This window comes from Streptomyces sp. SID13666 (assembly GCF_010548325.1).
Classification (GTDB): Bacteria; Actinomycetota; Actinomycetes; order Streptomycetales; family Streptomycetaceae; genus Actinacidiphila; species Actinacidiphila fildesensis.
This window is the reverse complement of the sequence record NZ_JAAGLX010000022.1, coordinates 29,650-47,366: the sequence shown is the minus strand read 5'-3', so window position 1 is coordinate 47,366 and position 17,717 is coordinate 29,650. Positions and strand designations below refer to the sequence as shown.

Below are 17,717 nucleotides of genomic sequence, written 5' to 3'. Positions count from 1 at the left end.
CTGCGACATCGTCGAAGCCGCCTCTCAATCACCCTCCGGGCAGCGGGCATCCGCTGCCCGGAGGCGTCCCGCCAGCGTGTGCGCACCCCCTCCGGAATCCGCCACGGTCTTCAGCTGCCGGTCGAGGTCCGCACGGGCGGTCAAGGACATCACCCATCCGAGCGGAGCCTGGGCTCCGGGGCCCCGGACATTCGCGATGCGCAGGTAGTTGCGGCAACCGAAGGCCTCGTAGACACGCTGGCGGGCGTTCGCGTCCTTGGTGGCGGCGGCCTGCCGCAGGCTCTGGACAGGGACCGACAACTCATGGGGGCGTCCGGGCGCCGCCGTTGCGGCCACGCTGTTGTAGCCGTTGTCGATCTGTACGAACACCAGCCTGACCTTGTGGGCCGGCGGTGCGCTCAACGGGCAGGCAGCGGGCTTCCTCTGGTGGTCCACCATCGCGTTGCCGCAGTCCACCAGCTCCTTGAGCTCCCGATGATGGAACACCGAGAGACGTCACGGACGTGGCGCGGTCTCGCTGTGGTCCTCGTGCGCGGTAGCGCGTCCACCCGATGTGCGCGGTGCGCGCAGTGCGTGGAGTCCGGCGGCGGCTGTGCCGAGGCACAGTGCGGTGGCGCTGTACGCCAGTGACGTGCGGACGCCGATGACAGCGCCCAGGAGGCCGACGGTGAAGCCGCTGCCGGCGCGCAGGCCGTTCGCGGACATGCCGTAGACGCCGAGGACCCGGCCGCGGTCGGCGGCCGGTGCGAGCAGTTGAACGACGGTCTGGCCGATCGACATCGAGGCGAGGTTGGCGACGCCGCCGACCAACAGGAGCGCCAGGGCGAGGGGGTAGCTGGTGGTGAGCGCGAAGAGGATGCTGGTCACGCTGTAGAGGACAGTGCTGAGGACGGCGGCGGCCACACGGGGCCTGACCCAGCCGGTGGCTTCCAGCACGATGCCGCCGATGACGCCGCCGGCGCCGTTGGCGAAGAGCAGGACACCGTAGGCGGTACCCGCGCCGCCGGCCCCCAGGTCGTGAGCGAAGATCGGCATCGAGGACTGTATGGACGAGCCGACGAAGAACGAGCCCAGGCCGGCCAGGATGATCATGCTGACCAGGGTGGGGTTGGATCCGACTTCCCGGAGTACACGCAGTGATTCGAGGGCTCCGACCCGGGGGCGGCTGTGCCGGTCCCGGGTGTGGCCGGTGAACTTGGTGCGGAAGTGGAAGAGCGTGAGCGGCAGGTAGAAGGCGATGTTGGCGAAGATGCCGGCGGTCGGGCCGAGCCCCAGCAGCAACGCCGACCCGATCACCGGCCCGAACAGCACACCCAGGCTGCGGAACGTCGCGTTCAGGCGCACCGCACTGGGCAGTTCCGACGGACCGACGAAGTCGTGGAGCATCAACTGCTCGCCCGGACCCCACAGTGATCCGGCCAGGCCGTGCAGGACGAGCAGCACGCACGCCTCCCACATGTGCAGCGTGCCGGTGAGGAACAGGATTCCCCAGGCTGCGGAGACGCCCATGAAGACCACCTGGGCCACCTGGATGACGCGGCGGCAGTCGTAGCGGTCGGCCAGCGAGCCGAACCACATCGAGAGCAGCAGGAACGGCACCCAGTGGCTGATCACCTGAAAGCCGGTCAGCGCCGGTGAGTGGAACGTCTGCCAGAGCACCCAGTACGTGATGACGTGTTCGATGTTGTCGGCCATCATCGCCAGCATCGAGCCGAGGAGGTAGGGCCGGCAGTCACGGTTGCGCAGGGCGGCGAACCGGCGGGACGTGTTCGCCGGGGGTGGTGGTGCCGCGACCGATGGTGCTGCAAGCGACGGTACGGCGAGCTCCGCGTCGGGCGCGGTCGCTTCCCGCTCGGATATGTGGGTGGAGATTCCGCAGGCGGCACACATCCTCGGTCTCCTCCTCTCGGGATCGGCCCACCGCGGGATCGCGGCGGAACGGGTGAGCGGCCGCGATCACCCGGTGAGCGGGTCGGCCTGTACGGGGCCCGGGTCGGCCTGTGCAGGGGCCGGGTTCGGCCTGTACGGGGCCCGGTTCGGCGGATTCCGTTGGCCGGGACCATGATCCGTCCCGTGGGACGTGATGATGACAGCGGGGTACCGCCGGCGGCTATCGGCCCGGTGGTTGTCCGCTCAACCGCCGTTCAGAGGCGGCAGCTGATCTCCATGCCGTCCTCGACGGGGAAGGTCACGCTCTGGTAGCCGTTCGCCGGCGTGCGCACGTACTCCAGGTACGGGCCCAGGGCGGGCAGGTCGACGTCATCGGCCACGACGAGGGTGCCGGGCTTCAAGTGCGGTTCCAGTAGCCCCAGTACGGGAAGACAGAGGTCCTTCCAGCCGTCGAGCAGGACGAAGTCGGCGGGGGCGCCGAGCCGGCCGAGGGTGTCGCGGGCGTCGCCCTCCAGCACGGTCACCACGTCCTCCAGGCCGGTCCCGGAGAAGGTGAGGCGAGCTGCCGCGATCTTGGCCTCGCTCAGTTCCGTGGTGACGACGCGCCCGGTGCCGTTGTCCCGGACTGCGGCCGCCAAGTACAGCGTGGAGATCCCGAAGGACATGCCGAACTCGACGACGGTGGCCGGCCGGATCGCCCTGACCAGGTTGTAGAGCAGTTGGCCACCCGCTGCGGAGATCGGCATGTAGACCTCGGCCACGGCGTCGGCGTGCTCCTGCGGTGTCGGCCATCCGCGGTCGCCGTGCCGCCCGGCCATGATGCGGGCCACGGTCGCGTCGTCCTGCGCCGCCTCCGCGAACATCCGGCGCAGGGCGGCCTCGACACGGGGGTCGGTAAGGGTGCTGGTGTGCGTCATGGCTCTAGGCTAGACGCACCGTTGCGTTGCGTCTAGGGCGAGGTCTATCCTGGGGCGAAGCACAGGCGGCACAGCAGGTTCGGCAGAAACCGCCGAGGAGAGCACCGCCGAGGAGGACACCGTCGTGACGAGCAGTGGCGTGGCGGGCAGTGACCTGACGGCCAATGACCTGGCGGGCCGAGTCGCAAAGGGCGCCGCAGCGGACAGCTCCGTCGGCACCGCGGGCCGGGGCCACCACGGGAACCGTCACGGGAGGAGCGCGAAGGCCCGGCAGTCGGTACTGGAGGCGGTCGACGACCTGCTCGCCGAGAAGGGGTTCGCGGGCGTCACGGTGGAAGGCATCGCGGCGCGTGCCGGCGTGGCCAAGCAGACGATCTACCGCTGGTGGAACACCAAGACCGACATCCTCATGGAGGCTTTCCTCCAGGACGTGACCGAGGAACCCGCCCCGCCGGACCACGGCGACGTCGCCCGCGATCTGCGCGACCACCTGAGCTGGCTCGCCGCTTTCCTCAGCCGGTCCGATTCCGGAGCCGTCCTCAAGGCACTGATGGCCCAGGCGCAACTCGACCCGGTCTTCGCCGCCGACCTCCAGGACCGGTACCTGGACGAACAGCGCCGCCGCGACCGCCTCCCCCTGGACCGCGCCGTGGACCGCGGCAACCTGCCCGCCGGCCTGGACGTCGCAGCCGAGACGGACCAAATCGTGGGCCCCGTCTACTACCGCTTCCTGGTGACCGGCGAACCGATCGACCGCGCCTTCACCGACCGGCTCGTGGACGCCTTCCTTCACCGCGCGCACTGACTCTGCGCGCACTGACACCGCCCGCACTGAGCGGACCGCGCGGACAGCACGGGCTGAGGCCGCAGAACACAGCCTCCGCTAGACGGTTCCCGACCCCCGACCCCCTTGCGGACAGGGGTCACGGGGCGGCCAGTTGGCTTCCCTCAGCGCCGCGATCGCGTGCAGGGTCTCATCGGTGCAGGCGGCCAACAGGCCCCGGGGAGTGCGGACGCTCCACAGATTTCCCGAGCGGGGTTCGGCTCTACCCAGAGGGAGCGGACGCGTGATGTCGGTGACGTCCTGGATGACCACCGCACCGTCGGACCGTGCGGCAGTGTAGCTGCGGCCCATGCACTTGAGAGCCGTGGGCCGCGAGGTGATCTCATCGAGCCCCAGGCTGCGCATCCCTGACTCGGCTTTCGCTCCAGGAACCAGACCCAGCATCACGCCGCCTCCATTACCTTTTGTGATCGACTCGTACCTCATAGTAGTCGCCACGAATTGGCCGGACGCATCCCCCGCGTGCTCGCCCGTCCACGACACCTGCGCGTGAGGTCACGCCCAGGCCCGTGGTGACCGACCCTCAGGTGGAGAGCCGATCCGACGCGTCGCCCCTGGCGAGTGCTTCGTTCGCCGCGCCCATGGCCGCCTCCCGGTCGGCAGGAACCAGGCCGGTGCGAGTACGGCGATCCAGGAGGTCGGACGCGTCCAGTGCTCCTTCGTGGAGCACCGCCCAGACCAACTCGGCTGCTGTGACGGTGTGGCCGGGGGCGACGGGGGTGCGGAGTTCGGGTTCAGCGGCGCCCAGGGCGTGGACCGCCGGTGCCTCGATTCCGTAGCGCTCGATCAGGCGGGCGGGGGCGTCGAGCGTCGTCAGGGTTCGCGGCGGCGCCGCTCCGACCAGCGGAATGGATGCGGTGCGGCACGGTCCGGCGGCGAGGCGGCGGGTGGTGACGGCGGCGTCCACCGCGTCCTGGGCCATCCGCCGGTACGTGGTGAGCTTGCCGCCGACGATCGTCGTGACGCCCTGGGGCGAGGTCAGCACCGCGTGTCGGCGGGAGATGTCGGCGGTGCGATCCGGTCCGTGGGAGCCCGGCTCCGAGGTGGTGATGTCGAGCAGCGGACGCAGGCCGGCGAACGCGCCCACGACATGCGTACGGTCGAGGGACACCTCGAGAGCTGATCCCAGGACGTCGAGCAGGAAGCCGATGTCCGTCTCGGGCACGTCCGGGACATCCGGGACCGGTCCCTCGATGGGCTCGTCGGTCAGTCCGACGTAGACGCGTCCGTCGCCCTGCGGCAGCACGAGTGCGAAGCGGTTGCTCTCGCCGGGAATCGGGATGTGCATCCCGGCGGTCATCATGCCGAGGTCCTGGGATCGCAGCACGAGATGGGTTCCGCGGGACGGGCGCAGTCGTACCTCCTCGACGAGACCGCCTGCCCATACTCCTGCCGCGTTGATCACGGCGCGGGCCCGTATCTGCGTTTCCTCACCGGTCAGTTCGTCCCGCACCCTGGCTCCGGCGCCGGTGAGCTCCAGCGCACGGACACGGGTCAGGATCCTTGCGCCGCGGGTCGCGGCGGTGCGGGCGAGAGCGGTCACCAACCGGGCGTCGTCGCTCAGTTGGCCGTCCCAGGACAGAAGTCCGCCCCGCAGCCCGGACTGGCGCAGAGCGGGGGCGAGATGCCGGGTCTCCACCGCGGACAGATGGCGGGGGGCCGGCAGGGCGCGGCGGGAGGTGCCGGCCGACGCGCGGAGCAGGTCGCCCGCTCTGAATCCGGCCCAGGTCAGTGCGGCCTGCTGCCGTGTGACCAACGGTGTCAGCGGCAGAACGAAGGGCTGGGCATGGACGAGGTGCGGGGCGGTGCGCTCCATCAGCACCCCCCGCTCGACCGCGCTTTCGTAGGCCACGTCCAGCTGGCCGGAGGCGAGGTAGCGCAGGCCGCCGTGGATCAGCTTCGAGCTCCACCGGGATGTCCCGAAAGCGAGATCGTGGGCGTCGATCGCGGCCACCGACAGGCCGCGGGACGCTGCGTCGAGGGCGACGCCGGCGCCGGTCGCACCGAGCCCGACGACCAGGACGTCGACTTTCATGCCGTCGGCGACCTCGGCCAGTTCCCGGGACCGGCGCCCGGCGTTCAGGGAGGAGGAGGCTCGGGCCGGACGGGGCAGCGGGTGGGAGCTCATGGCGTGAGGGTCCTCTCCAGGATCGTCCGCAGTTCATCGTCGAAAGCTGCCGCGGTCAGGTCGGGGTCGGTCTCGTCGGACATCGTGCGCAACGAAAGCGTGAAGGCCTGGGCGATGAGCAGCAGGGAACGGGCCTGCCGGACCGGGTGGTCCGCACGGACGGATCCGTCGGCGTGCCCTTCCCGCAGGGCCGCGACGAGGAGCTCCAGCAGTGCGTCCTGACTGGCCCCCCGGCGGTCGAGCACATACGGGAGCAGCAGTTCGGGATCGACGTCGATGATCTTGTGGAAGAGCGGATGGGCGCGGAACGCCCGTACGCCGGCCGTCAGGCCGTCGACCAGCCGCACGAGGGTGGGAGCCGAGGGGTCGTGCCCGGGCAGGGCGTCCGTTGCGACGGCGACCCACTCGCGGGTCATCAGGTCGCCCACGAGTGTCCGTACGTCCGGCCACTTGCGGTACAGCGTCATACGCGAGACCCCGGCACGCCGGGCCACGTCGGTCAGGGTGGTCCGGCGAACGCCGACGGCCAGAACGCAGTCGCGTGCCGCGTCGAGTACAGCGCTGCTGTCCGAGTGCTTGTGACGAATGGGCGTCATCTGTCACAGTGTAATGCCAGCGGGGGCCGAGGAACACAGCGCCCGCGGATCCGATCGGTAAGGAAGCACTGATGGTGGACATGTTGTGGAGTGGCTGGGGCGACCCGGCCAAGGCGGCACCGCTGCCCGACTCAGCGCTCGGCCTGCTGCGAGACCTGCTCGGCGTCAAGCCCCGAAGCGCCGAGGCAACCGTGCTCGGCGACATCGTCGTGCCGGAGTCCGGCCTCGGTGCCGAGGCCCGCCGGGCTCTCGCCGACTGCCTCGGCGACCCGGCCCAGCTGCGGACCGACGCGGAGACCCGGATCCGGCACACCCGCGGCAAGTCCACCCCCGACCTCCTGCGGATCCGCGCCGGCGAGGTCGACGACCTACCGGATGCCGTGCTGCTGCCGGGATCCCACCAGGACGTCCTCGACGTTCTGCGGGTCTGCGCCGAGCACGGCGTGGCGGTGGTCCCCTTCGGCGGCGGCACATCGGTGGTCGGTGGACTTGCTCCCACCGGACCGGGCCCCTTCGTCGCGCTGGACCTGCGCCGCCTGGACAGCCTGGTCTCCGTCGACGAGGTCTCCCGCACCGCGACCCTGCAGTCCGGGCTCCGCGCACCGCAGGCGGAGGCACTGCTCGCCGCACACGGCTTCACCCTGGGGCATTTCCCGCAGTCCTACGAGTGGGCGACCATCGGTGGATTCGCCGCGGCCCGCTCCAGCGGGCAGGCGTCGGCCGGCTACGGCCGGTTCGACGAGATGGTGCTGGGCCTGACGGTGGCCACGCCTGAAGGCACCCTGGAAGTGGGCCGTGCGCCCCGGTCCGCCGCCGGCCCGGACCTCCGTCAGCTGATCCTCGGTTCCGAGGGCGCGTTCGGCGTCATCACCTCGGTGACCGTACGCATCCGACCGGTCCCCGTGGTCAAGGTCTACGAGGGCTGGAGATTCGCCACCTTCGAGGCGGGCGCAACCGCACTGCGCCGACTCGCCCAGGACGGCCCGCTGCCCACCGTGCTGCGTCTCTCGGACGAGACGGAGACGCTGGTCGGACTGGCTCAGCCGGACAGCATCGGCGGACAGCCGGCCGCCCCCCAACCCGCCGGCGTCATGGCCGTCGCCGGGTACGAGGGCACCGCCGAGGACACGGAGAACAGGCGCGCCCAGGCAGCCGCCGTCCTGCGCTCCTGCGGAGGCGAACTCGTGGACGCGGCCGGCGAGAAGTGGGCCCATGGCCGCTACTCAGCGCCCTACCTCCGCGACTCGCTGCTCGACGCGGGTGCGTTCGCCGAGACCCTGGAGACCGCGGCCTTCTGGTCCCGCATCCCGGCCCTCTACGAAGCCGTGCGCAAGGCGCTCAACGACACCCTGACCGCGGCGGGAACCCCGCCGCTCGTCATGTGCCACATCTCCCACGTCTACGAGACCGGCGCGTCCCTCTACTTCACCGTGGTCTCGGCCCAGGGCGAGGATCCGGTCGCCCACTGGGCACCGGCCAAGCGCGCCGCCAACGACGCCATCCTCACGGCCGGCGGCACCATCACTCACCACCACGGCGTGGGGACCGATCATCGCGACTGGTACACCCAGGAGATCGGCCCGCTCGGGGTGGACGTCCTGCAGGCCGTCAAGGCGGCCCTCGACCCCGCGGGCATCCTCAACCCCGGCATCCTGCTTCCCATCCGCTGACTGGTCACTCATGCCTTTCGGAGGCACTCTCATGCGACAGTTCACAGCGGTCGTCAACCCCACCGCCGGGGGCGCCACCGGAACAGCAGCCCTGCTCCCGCTGGCCCGCCTGCTCCGGCAAGCGGGAGCGCAGCTCGACACGCAGTACAGCCACAGCTTGGAACACGCGCGGGAAATCGCGCTGAAGGCAGCCGAGCAGGGGCACATCGTCCTCGCCGTCGGCGGCGACGGAATAGTGGGCTGCGTCGGCGGCGCCCTCAGCGGCACCGACGCCGTCCTCGGAATCGTCCCCGCCGGCCGCGGAAACGACTTCGCACGCGCCCTCGGTCTTCCCAACGAGCCCCCGGCGCTGGCCAAACTGCTCCTGAAGGGCACACCGCGCCGCATCGACACGATCGCGGTCGAGTCGGCGGCCCACACCAGAACCGTCGTCCTGGGCAGCGTCTACGCGGGCGTCGACGCGCTGGCCAACCGTCACGCCAATACCTCACGCCTCCTGCGGGGTTCCGCCTCCTACTACGCGGGCGGCCTGCGCGCGGTGGCCACCTGGTGGGCTGCCGACTTCAGCATCACCGTGGACGGCGTCTCCCGCGAGCGACGCGGCTACACGGTCGTGGCGGCCAACTCCGCCTACTACGGCTTCGGCCGCCTCATCGCCCCGGACGCGCGCCTCGACGACGGGCTGCTGGACGTCGTCATCATCCGCGAAGCGCCCAAGCGCCTCTTCTTCACCATCATGAACGAACTGAAGACCGGCGCGCACATCAACCGCCCCGAGATCGAGGTCCTCCGTGGCAAGGAAGTCCGCATCGTGGCGGACCGCGAGATCCCCTTCGGCGCGGACGGCGAGGTCGACAACGTCCTCCCCATGACGGCAAGGGTTCAGCCCGGGGCGCTTCGCGTCCTGTGCTGATGCGTCGCTGACGCACCGTGCGGGGCGCTCGCACCTATGCGTTCGGCCGGGGCCGGTACGGCCCCGGCCGAACGCATCGGCGATCTCCTGCGATCCAGGGCGGTCAGCGGAGCAGGAGGCACTCACCTGCGCTGAGCCAAACCCGGGTACGTGACGACGAGACCGTCGGCGTCCAGAGTGAGATCCGCCCGGTACGTGCCCGAGGCGTAGCGCACGCGGTTCGCGCCGAGGTGGGTGTAGGTCTGTCGGTTGGGCTGGACCGTGAGGTCCGGGACGCGGATCCAGGCCATCAGGAAGTCCTGCTCGCCCGGGACGCGGTGCAGGGCATGGCGCAGCACCGGCATGGTGTTGGTCAGCGGGGACAGGCCGAGGTCGCAGTCGAGCGCGCTGCCCAGGTCGGGCGCCGGTTCACCGTTCACCGTCCATCGTCCGTCCTGGGCGCGACGCAGGTCCAACTCGACGGTCCTGCTCGCCATTTCGGAGGTGGCCCGCAGTCGGCGGGTCACGAAGTCTTCCGTGGTGTCGAGTTCGTACGTGATCCAGTAGGGCTCGGGCACTGTGCCGACCACGCGGCCACGTGCCCGCAGTGAGGTGTCGTCGACCTCGATCCACGCTGTCTCGTAACCGTCGCTCTCGCTGACCGCCCAGGTCAGGACATGAGATGTGGTCATCGTTCCATGCTAGCGAGAGGCGGTGACGGCCTGCCGGTCGTCAGGGTGTCGAGGCGGGCCGCTGCCGCGTCCAGGACGAGGTCCAGGGTTTTGGTGTAGGCGCTGCGGCCCATTTCGGCCTGCAGCAGGCGCGTAGTGGCGGCGATGTGGGGGTGGGTGGTGCTCGGCAGGGAGGCGTAGGTCCGCTCCCAGACCTGCCGCTCGGCCTCCCGGGCCTGCGGCGGGAGCGCGGCGCTGGCGGCGTCGAGGGCCGCGTAGGCCAGGCCTGTGTCGACGAAGGTGTGGTACATCCGGACCGCCTCGGGGTCCGGGAAACCGCCGCGGCGCAGTACGCCCAGGATCGACTCGATGGCGAAGGCCTCGTGCGGCCGTCCGGTGACCCGGTAGGCCGCCAGCATCGCGGCCTGCGGGTGCTCGAGATAGGCGGAGTGGATCCGCAGGCCCAGTTCGCGCAGGTCGGCGCGCCAGTCGCCGGCCGGGGCCCAGCCGGCGAAGGCCTGGCCGATCAGCTCGTCTGCGACGGCGAGCAGCAGGTCGTCGGTGTTGCGGAAGTACCGGTAGAGCGCGCTGGGGTCCGCGCCCAGTGCCGCGCCCAGCCGCCGTACGGTCAGCGCGGCCGATCCGTGCTGGCGGATCAGCCGCAGCGCGGTCTCGACGATCAGTGCTTCGGACAGCACCGTGCCCTGCTTCGTGGGGCGGCGGCGCGGCCGCGCCGTCCCCGGGATCTGCCGGTCGGTCATGGCGGGAGCTTATGTCAACACCATTGACGTGTTAAGAGCCCGCAGGATTGCATGTCGCTCCAACCCAGTCCCGAGCGAAGCGGTGGCCCGATGGCAACAGACATGAGACGGTCGCTCGGCGTACTGGACGGCGTGGTCATCGCCGCGTCCACCACCGCCGCGACCACCAGCATCGGCCTCGGGATGGGGCTGCTCACCGGGATCGTCGGCTTGCATCTGCCGATCATCATGCTGCTCGCCTTCCTGCCGATCCTGGGGATCGCCGCGGCCTACTCCCGGCTCAACCGGGTCGAGCCCAACTGCGGCAACAGCTACGTCTGGGTCGGCCGCTCGGTCAGCCCCTGGCTGGGGTTCCTCTCCGGCTGGGTGAACGTCGTCGGAACCGTCGTCTTCCTCGCCTACACGACGACCGTGACCGGATCGGCCCTGATCCAGCTCGCCGGCCAGGCGGGACTGCACCGCCTGGCCGGACTGACCCTGAATCCCGACAGCACGCTGCAGTCGACGCTGCTCGGGATGACGGTGCTGGTGGCCGCCACGCTCGCCGCCGTCACCGGGGCCGACGTCGCCGCGCGCTTGCAGCGCTATCTCCTGGGCTTCGAGTACCTGGTGCTGCTGGGCTTCTGCGGGTACGGCCTCTTCGCCGGCACCCAGCCGTTCAGCCTCGACTGGTTCAACCCCTTCACGATCCCCTCGCTCGCCGCGCTGGCCCAGGGCATGGTGGTGGCGGTGTTCTGCTACTGGGGCTTCGACGCCGCCTTCAGCGTCAGCGAGGAGGTGCGCGACCCGCGTGACGCCTCCCGCGGCGGCCTGATCACGGTGTTCACCATGCTCGGTCTGTTCCTTCTCGGCGCGGTGGCCTTCCAGCGGGTCCTCTCCTCCGGCCAGCTCGTCGACAACGGTGCGCAGGGGCTGACCTACTTCGGCAACCAGCTGGCCCACCAGCCGCTCGCGGCACTGCCCCTGGTCGCGCTGACCTTCTCCGCCGTGGCCTCGCTGCAGGCCGGAGTGATCCCCACGGTGCGCGGGCTGTTCGCCATGGGCCGCGACCGCACCGTCGGCCCGGTCTGGACCCGCATCCACCCGAAGTACGGGACGCCCGCGGCGGGAACGCTGCTCCTCGGTGCGATCGCCGCCGTGGTCGCGGCGCTCTCCCTGGTCATCCCGAAGGTCAGCGAGCTGATCAGCGCCTCGGTCAGTGCCATCGGCATCGTCGTCGCGCTCTCCTACGGTCTGACCGCCGTCGCCGCCGCCGTGCGTTTCCGCGGGCTGCTGCGCAACACCCTCTGGGAGGGTGTGCGGGCGGTCGTGCTGCCGGTGCTCAGCGCACTGGTCCTGTTCGCCCTCGCCGGGTACATGTGCTGGGGGTACGCCACCTCAGCCGACCACTTCGCTCTGCGGGCGGACAACGGCTGGTTCCTGCTGCTGATGCCGGTGCTGATGATCCTCTCCGGTCTGCTGGTCGCCGGCTGGGCCAAGTGGGGCCGCAAGTCGCCCTACTTCGTGGCCGGCCAGGCCACCGATGCCGGCGCGGCGGACCTGCTCTCCGCCGAGCCCACCACCGTCCCAACCTCCGCGACCATCTGAACCACCCACCCGACGACCTGACGCCCTCCGCCCCACCGAAACGACATATGGAGCAGTCCATGACCCACGCCGCAGACCTCGTCTTCACCGGCGGCCCCGCCCTCACCACGGATCCGGCCCGCAGCCGCGCCACGACCGTGGCCGTCCGTGGCGAGCGCATCGTCGCCGTCGGGCACGACGAAGTGCGCGAACTGGTCGGTCCGAAGACCGAGGTGGTGGACCTCGCCGGGCGGCTGCTGATCCCCGGTTTCCAGGACGCCCACGTCCACGCGGTCTACGCGGGCGTCGAGCTGGGCGAGTGCGATCTGACGGGCACCACCAGCCTTGCCGAGTACCAGCGCCGGATCGCGGCCTACGCCGAGGCGTACCCGGAGCGGGAATGGATCACCGGCAGCGGCTGGTCCCTGGAGAGTTTCGAGGGCGGGGTGCCGACCCGCCACCTCATCGACGCCGTCGTCGCCGACCGGCCGGTGTTCCTCTTCAACCGCGACCATCACGGTGCGTGGGCCAACACCCGCGCCCTGGAGCTCGCCGGGCTCACCGCCGACAGCGCCGACCCCTCCGACGGCCGGATCGAGCGCGAGGCCGACGGCGCCCCCGGCGGCATGCTGCAGGAGGGGGCGACCGGGCTCGTCGCGCGCCTGGTCCCGAAGACCACCGCGGCCGACCGCCTCGCCGGACTGCTCCGCGCCCAGCAGGTGCTGCACGGCCTCGGCATCACCAGTTGGCAGGACGCCATCCTCGGCGTCTTCAACGGCCAGCCCGACCCCTCCGACGCCTACTTCACCGCCGCCGCCGACGGCCGTCTCACCGCCCGCGTCAACGGCGCCCTGTGGTGGGACCGCTCACGCGGCGCGGAGCAGATCGCCGAGCTGGTCGAGCGTCGCGAGCAGCTGCGTGCCGGGCGCTTCAGGGCCGATTCGGTGAAGATCATGCTGGACGGCATCACCGAGAACTTCACGGCCGCGATGACGGCGCCCTATCTGGACTCCTGCGGCTGCGCCACCGCCAACAGCGGCCTCAGCTTCGTCGACCCGGCGGCGCTGCGCGACCATGTCGTGGAGCTGGACGCCCTGGGCTTCCAGGTCCACTTCCACGCGTTGGGCGACCGCGCCGTGCGCGAGGCGCTGGACGCCGTCGAGGCGGCCCTCGCCGCCAACGGCCGCCGCGACAACCGGCACCACCTCGCCCATCTGCAGGTGGTCCACCCCGACGACGTCCCGCGCTTCGCCCGCCTCGGCGCCGTCGCCAACCTGCAGCCGCTCTGGGCCACCCACGAACCGCAGATGGACGAGCTCACCATCCCGTTCCTGGGAGGTGAACTGGCCTCCTGGCAGTACCCGTTCGGCGACCTGCTGCGGGCCGGTGCCACGCTGGCGGCCGGCAGCGACTGGCCGGTGAGCAGCCCCGACCCGATGCAGGGCATCCATGTCGCGGTCAACCGCGTCGGCCACGGCGAGGACCGCCCGGCCTTCCTGCCCGGGCAGCGTCTCGACCTGGGCACCGCGCTGACGGCGTACACAGCGGGTTCCGCCTACGTGAACCACCTGGACGACACGGGCACGATCCGCGTCGGCGCGCTGGCCGACCTGGTGGTCCTGGACCGTGATCCCTTCAACGGCCCGCCGGAGGCCATCGGTGACACCACCGTGGCACTGACCTATGTCGGCGGCGAGCGCGTCCACGCGGCGCCGAACGCCAGCTGACGGACCGACGGCCGGGTGACCGGCCGTCTTTCGGGGAGCACTTGCGGTGTTGCGCTCAGCCCTTGCTCGATCCCAGGGACAGGCCCGCGATGAACTGCTTCTGCAGCAGGACGTAGACCACCAGGGTGGGCACGGCCGCGATCAGTGCCGCGGCCGCGATCAGGTTCTGATCGCTGACGAACTGGCCCTGCAGGTTGGCCAGTGCGGAGGTGACCGGTCGTTTGTCACCTGACGACATCAGGGTGATCGCCCAGAAGAAGTCGTTGTAGATCCAGGTGGTCAGCAAGGTGGCGAGGGCTGCCAGCGCGGGGCGGCACAGCGGCACGGTGAGCTTCCAGAACCGGGTCCACAGGCCGGCGCCGTCGACCAGCGCCGCCTCGTACATCTCCTCCGGGATCGACTTCATGTAGTTGCTCAGCACGAAGACGCAGAAGCCCTGCTGGAACGCCACGTTGATGAGGATCAGGCCGAAGGCCGAGTTGTACAGCAGACCGCTCTCGCTGAGGAATTCCGGCAGCGGGACCTTCAGGAAGAGCCGGTACAGGGGGGTGATGATGACCTGCTGCGGGAGCAGGTTTCCCGCGGTGAACAGGATGAGCAGGGCGACGTTCAGCTTCACGTTGACCCGGGTCAGTATGAAGGCGACCCCGGTGGAGAGCGCGAGGGCGACCACCACCGCCGGAACCGTGATCAGTACCGAGTTCAGGAAGTAGTGCAGCATGTCCGACTGCGTCCACGCCTGCGAGAAGTTCTTCAGCGTGAGGTGGTGCGGCAGTGAGACATAGCCGTACTTCTGCGTCTCGGCGTACGGCCGCAGCGCGATGTACAGGGCGAACAATATCGGGAGCAGCCACAGCACCGAGGCGCTGACGAGGAACAGCTGAGCGCTGACCTGCCCCCAGGGGCGGGACTTCGGCCGTTCGCCGGAGCTCTGCTGCGCTGTGACGCGGGGCAGGGTGTCGGTGGTCATGGGGTGTCCTCACGGCGGAACGTCTGGAACAGGAAGATGCTGATCGGGACCAGTGAGATCACCAGGAGCACCACGCCCAGCGCCGATCCGAAGCCCACCCGCTGGGTCTCGCCGACGATGTTGGAGGTGACCAGCACCGAGAGCAGTTCCAGGCCGTTGATTCCCTTGTTGGTGATGTAGACGAGGTCGAACGCGCGCAGCGACTCGATGACGGTGACGACCATGATGACGATGTTGATCGGCTTCATCACCGGGAAGACCACGCGCCAGAACGTCTGCCAGGCGTTGGCCCCGTCGACCTTGGCGGCCTCCCGCAGCGTCGGGTCCACCGCCTTGAGTCCGGCGAGGTACAGGACCATCACATAGCCGGACTGACGCCACGTCGCCTCGACCAGGACGGCCCAGAGGTTGAGGTGTGGATCGCCGAGCCAGTCGATGGCGTTGCTGTCGCCGTTGCGTCCGATGACCGTGTTGATCAGCCCGAAGTTCTGGGAGTACATGAACTCCCAGATGATGCCGATCAGCGCGAGGGAGAGCATCACGGGGAGGAAGAGGATGCTCTGGTACATCCGGCTGCCCTTGATGCCGTAGTCGATGACGACGGCGAACAGCATGCCCAGCGGGGTCGCGAAGAGGATGAAGACGGCCAGCCAGATGAGGTTGTGCTGGACGGCGGGCCAGAACTCGGGGTAGATCGTGGCGGCCTGGTGGTAGTTCTGCACCCCGTACAGGCAGCCGTTGTTCATGATCGAGGGCACGTTGGGCAGGCACGACTTGGTGCCGAGGCTTCCGACGCCGTTCCACTTGGTGAACGACAGCAGGACGGTGCCCAGTGCCGGGAACCAGATGAAGACCAGTTCTATCAGCAGCGGGATGCCGAGGAGCAGTGCGACGACGAGCTTGTCGCGTCCGGAGAGTTTGCGCACGCCGCCCCGGCGGCGCTGCTTCGCCGCCGGGGGTCGCGCTTGGGTGGTCGTCATGAGGTGTAGATGGCCTTTGCCTGGCTCTCCGCGCTCTTCTGCAACGAGGCGATGTTGCCGGAACTCGGGTCGGCGATGAACTTCTGGATGATGGAGATCATCGCGTTGGACATGGCGGGGTCCGCGTCGCGGTCCATGTACTGGGCGACGGCCTTGCACTTGGCGATCTCGGCGACCGACTTCGTCTGGATCGCGTTGTAGGACGGCACCTTCAGTCCGGTGGCCAGGCCGACGTCCCACTGGTCGGTCTTGAGGAACTCGGCTTCGGCCGCGCCGGTGCCGATGTACTCCAGGATCTTCTTGGCGGCGACGGTGTTCTTGGCCTTCTTGCTGAGCATGAAGCCGTCGGTGGGCGCGTCCATGTAGTCCGTGCCGTAGGCCGGGTTGATCTCGGGGAAGACGAAGAAGTCCAGGTCGTCGAGGTTCGCCTTGTCGGTGACGTACTGCGCGGCGACCTGGTTGGTGCCCTGGAACATCATGCCGGCCTGCTTGGTCTCCAGGGCCTTGGCGGCGTCCTGCCAGATCCGGCCGTTGGCGCCGCTCTGTACGTACGGCATGAGCTGGGCCCAGTGATCGAACACCTGGGTCACCCCCGGGTCGGTCCAGGGGATCTCGTGCTTCATCAGCTTCATGTGGTAGTCGTAGCCGTTGATCCTCATGTTGAGGATGTCGAAGGTGCCCAGCGCGGGCCAGCCGTCCTTGTCGGCGAAGGCGATCGGGATCATGCCGTCGGTCTTCATCTTCTTGGCCAGGGCGAGGTACTGGTCCCAGTTGGTGGGGACGGTGTAGCCCTTCGCGCTGAACACGCTCTTGTTGTAGAAGACCACCCAGGGGTAGTTGTACATCGGCACCAGGTACTGGTGGCCGTCCAGACCGGTCGACAGCTTCTTGGCGGCGGGGCCGAAGTTGCCGCCGATCTTCTCCCAGACGTCGTCGATCGGCAGCGCGAGGCCCTGGGCCGCGAAGTACTGCATGCGGTAGCCGGCGAACCAGGTGAACAGGTCGTCCGGCGTGCCCTGCAGATAGCTGGTGATGTTGGTCTGGAAGGTGTTGTGGTCGACCGTGTTGATCTTGATCGGTGAACCGGACGCCTTGGTGGCCGCGCCCGCCAGCGCCGCGAACGCGGTCTTCGCTGCGGGGTCCGAGTAGTTGGAGCCGAAGGTCACCTGACCCCCGGCCGAACCGCTGTCGCTCGGTGTGGACGAGGAGCTGTCACAGGCCGAGAGCAGTCCGCCCGCGACGGAGAGACCTGCGATGCCGGCCATTCCCCTGAGCAGGGTGCGGCGACTCGGCGATGACCCCGGATTGTTGCTGCCCGGCGAGCCGACATCCGACATGGTGCCTCCATGGGTGGTCTGTGGTCTGCGGTCTGCTGTGGTCTGCGGTCACGATGCGGTGCAGGGGATGCGGTGCGGCGAAGAGACGGAAGGGGGTCCCGCTGGGGACCTCCTAGCACCTGATGGTTTCGAACAAAATTCAACAGGATTAACCGGGACCTCGCTCGCAGGGGTAGTTCTACGCCCCCTTACCCAGGGGCGTCAACGCTCCGACCCGGTGGTGTTGTGGGACCGTGATGTAGCGGTACGAGCCGCTCCGGACTGCGGAAATCGACATCCGGCCTTCCCCGGAGCACTCACGGGTGACGGGAAAGGGGGTCAGGACACGCCCTGACCGGTCAAACAAGTTCACATACGTTGCTTCAAGATGCACCATGGATCGCGGTCGCCACCCCTGGGCATCCGGGCCGGCCAGGGCGCACGGCCGATGTGTCGAGGCCGGGCCCGTCTTCCGCCGACGTTCCGGGAGGGCGATCCGGCCTTCCTCAGGAGCGGGCCATCGTTGCGTTCGTCCGTTACCCAAGGGCGTCACGCCGAGGACGCCCCCCGGCACGGGTCCGGCCGCCGGACGCGGCACCCCGGAGGGCACGCCGACGGCACCTCGGCCCCGGTCCGCGCCGCCGCCACCCGTGGAGAGCCCGCACCGGGCCGGGACCCCCGACTTCCGCCCTCGGCGCCGCCCGTTGAGTTCCGCAGCATTTTGTTGGAACATGAGCAAAGCGCACCCGATCGGTGGTACCGATCGGGTGCGCTTCCCTGGCTCAGTGC

At 69.6% G+C, this 17,717-nt stretch carries 15 protein-coding genes; 5 read left to right on the top strand and 10 right to left on the bottom strand.

Features of this window, described 5'->3' with window-relative positions; all coding sequences use genetic code 11:
• Positions 1 to 24 precede the first annotated feature (24 nt).
• The 3 genes from G3I60_RS25475 to G3I60_RS25465 form a co-directional block, all read right to left on the bottom strand.
• Positions 25 to 486, bottom strand: coding sequence for a hypothetical protein (locus tag G3I60_RS25475; RefSeq protein ID WP_164296934.1), 462 nt, complete (start codon positions 484 to 486; stop codon positions 25 to 27).
• Positions 487 to 495: 9 nt separating this feature from the next.
• A complete protein-coding gene (locus tag G3I60_RS25470) occupies positions 496 to 1,890 on the bottom strand; it encodes an MFS transporter (protein WP_164296933.1) in 1,395 nt (464 codons plus the stop codon).
• A gap of 254 nt (positions 1,891 to 2,144) precedes the next feature.
• Complete coding sequence (locus tag G3I60_RS25465) at positions 2,145 to 2,807, bottom strand: O-methyltransferase (RefSeq protein ID WP_164607757.1); 663 nt, start codon at positions 2,805 to 2,807, stop codon at positions 2,145 to 2,147.
• Positions 2,808 to 2,931: 124 nt separating this feature from the next.
• On the opposite strand from G3I60_RS25465, the gene G3I60_RS25460 reads away from it, so the two are divergent.
• Complete coding sequence (locus G3I60_RS25460; RefSeq protein WP_343241783.1) at positions 2,932 to 3,612, top strand: TetR/AcrR family transcriptional regulator; 681 nt, start codon at positions 2,932 to 2,934, stop codon at positions 3,610 to 3,612.
• Positions 3,613 to 4,174: 562 nt separating this feature from the next.
• Here G3I60_RS25460 and G3I60_RS25455 read toward each other — a convergent pair.
• Positions 4,175 to 5,779: a glycerol-3-phosphate dehydrogenase/oxidase gene (locus tag G3I60_RS25455; RefSeq protein ID WP_164296931.1), complete on the bottom strand. Its 1,605-nt coding sequence runs from the start codon at positions 5,777 to 5,779 to the stop codon at positions 4,175 to 4,177.
• Entirely contained in the window at positions 5,776 to 6,375 is a 600-nt protein-coding gene (locus G3I60_RS25450; protein ID WP_138355491.1) for a TetR/AcrR family transcriptional regulator, read from the bottom strand. The genes G3I60_RS25455 and G3I60_RS25450 overlap by 4 nt, the downstream gene beginning before the upstream one ends.
• 74 nt (positions 6,376 to 6,449) lie before the next feature.
• Here G3I60_RS25450 and G3I60_RS25445 point away from each other — a divergent pair, with 74 nt between their 5' ends.
• Both G3I60_RS25445 and G3I60_RS25440 read left to right on the top strand, forming a co-directional pair.
• Positions 6,450 to 8,045 (top strand): FAD-binding oxidoreductase, encoded by a 1,596-nt coding sequence (locus tag G3I60_RS25445; protein WP_164296989.1) that lies wholly within the window; start codon positions 6,450 to 6,452, stop codon positions 8,043 to 8,045.
• A 31-nt stretch (positions 8,046 to 8,076) separates the two neighbouring features.
• Positions 8,077 to 8,958, top strand: coding sequence for a YegS/Rv2252/BmrU family lipid kinase (locus tag G3I60_RS25440; protein WP_164296929.1), 882 nt, complete (start codon positions 8,077 to 8,079; stop codon positions 8,956 to 8,958).
• A 122-nt stretch (positions 8,959 to 9,080) separates the two neighbouring features.
• On the opposite strand, the gene G3I60_RS25435 is transcribed toward G3I60_RS25440, so the two are convergent.
• Together G3I60_RS25435 and G3I60_RS25430 are read right to left on the bottom strand one after the other, a co-directional pair.
• Positions 9,081 to 9,629: a putative glycolipid-binding domain-containing protein gene (locus G3I60_RS25435; RefSeq protein WP_164296927.1), complete on the bottom strand. Its 549-nt coding sequence runs from the start codon at positions 9,627 to 9,629 to the stop codon at positions 9,081 to 9,083.
• Entirely contained in the window at positions 9,626 to 10,369 is a 744-nt protein-coding gene (locus G3I60_RS25430; RefSeq protein ID WP_164296925.1) for a TetR/AcrR family transcriptional regulator, read from the bottom strand. Before G3I60_RS25430 ends, G3I60_RS25435 begins: the two co-directional genes overlap by 4 nt.
• Positions 10,370 to 10,471: 102 nt before the next feature.
• Between G3I60_RS25430 and G3I60_RS25425 the strand changes: the two genes are divergently transcribed.
• Positions 10,472 to 11,956 (top strand): APC family permease, encoded by a 1,485-nt coding sequence (locus tag G3I60_RS25425; protein WP_203673828.1) that lies wholly within the window; start codon positions 10,472 to 10,474, stop codon positions 11,954 to 11,956.
• Positions 11,957 to 12,015: 59 nt separating this feature from the next.
• Positions 12,016 to 13,662, top strand: a complete 1,647-nt coding sequence (locus G3I60_RS25420) for an amidohydrolase (protein WP_164296921.1) — start codon at positions 12,016 to 12,018, stop codon at positions 13,660 to 13,662.
• A gap of 55 nt (positions 13,663 to 13,717) precedes the next feature.
• Here G3I60_RS25420 and G3I60_RS25415 read toward each other — a convergent pair whose 3' ends face one another.
• The 3 genes from G3I60_RS25415 to G3I60_RS25405 are packed head-to-tail and all read right to left on the bottom strand — an operon-like array spanning position 13,718 to position 16,949.
• Positions 13,718 to 14,632 carry a carbohydrate ABC transporter permease gene (locus tag G3I60_RS25415; protein ID WP_138355497.1) on the bottom strand — a complete coding sequence of 305 codons (915 nt, stop codon included), beginning with the start codon at positions 14,630 to 14,632 and terminating at the stop codon, positions 13,718 to 13,720.
• A complete protein-coding gene (locus tag G3I60_RS25410) occupies positions 14,629 to 15,612 on the bottom strand; it encodes a carbohydrate ABC transporter permease (RefSeq protein ID WP_138355498.1) in 984 nt (327 codons plus the stop codon). Before G3I60_RS25410 ends, G3I60_RS25415 begins: the two co-directional genes overlap by 4 nt.
• Positions 15,609 to 16,949 carry an ABC transporter substrate-binding protein gene (locus tag G3I60_RS25405; RefSeq protein ID WP_138355499.1) on the bottom strand — a complete coding sequence of 447 codons (1,341 nt, stop codon included), beginning with the start codon at positions 16,947 to 16,949 and terminating at the stop codon, positions 15,609 to 15,611. Before G3I60_RS25405 ends, G3I60_RS25410 begins: the two co-directional genes overlap by 4 nt.
• Between the last annotated feature and the right edge of the window lie 768 nt (positions 16,950 to 17,717).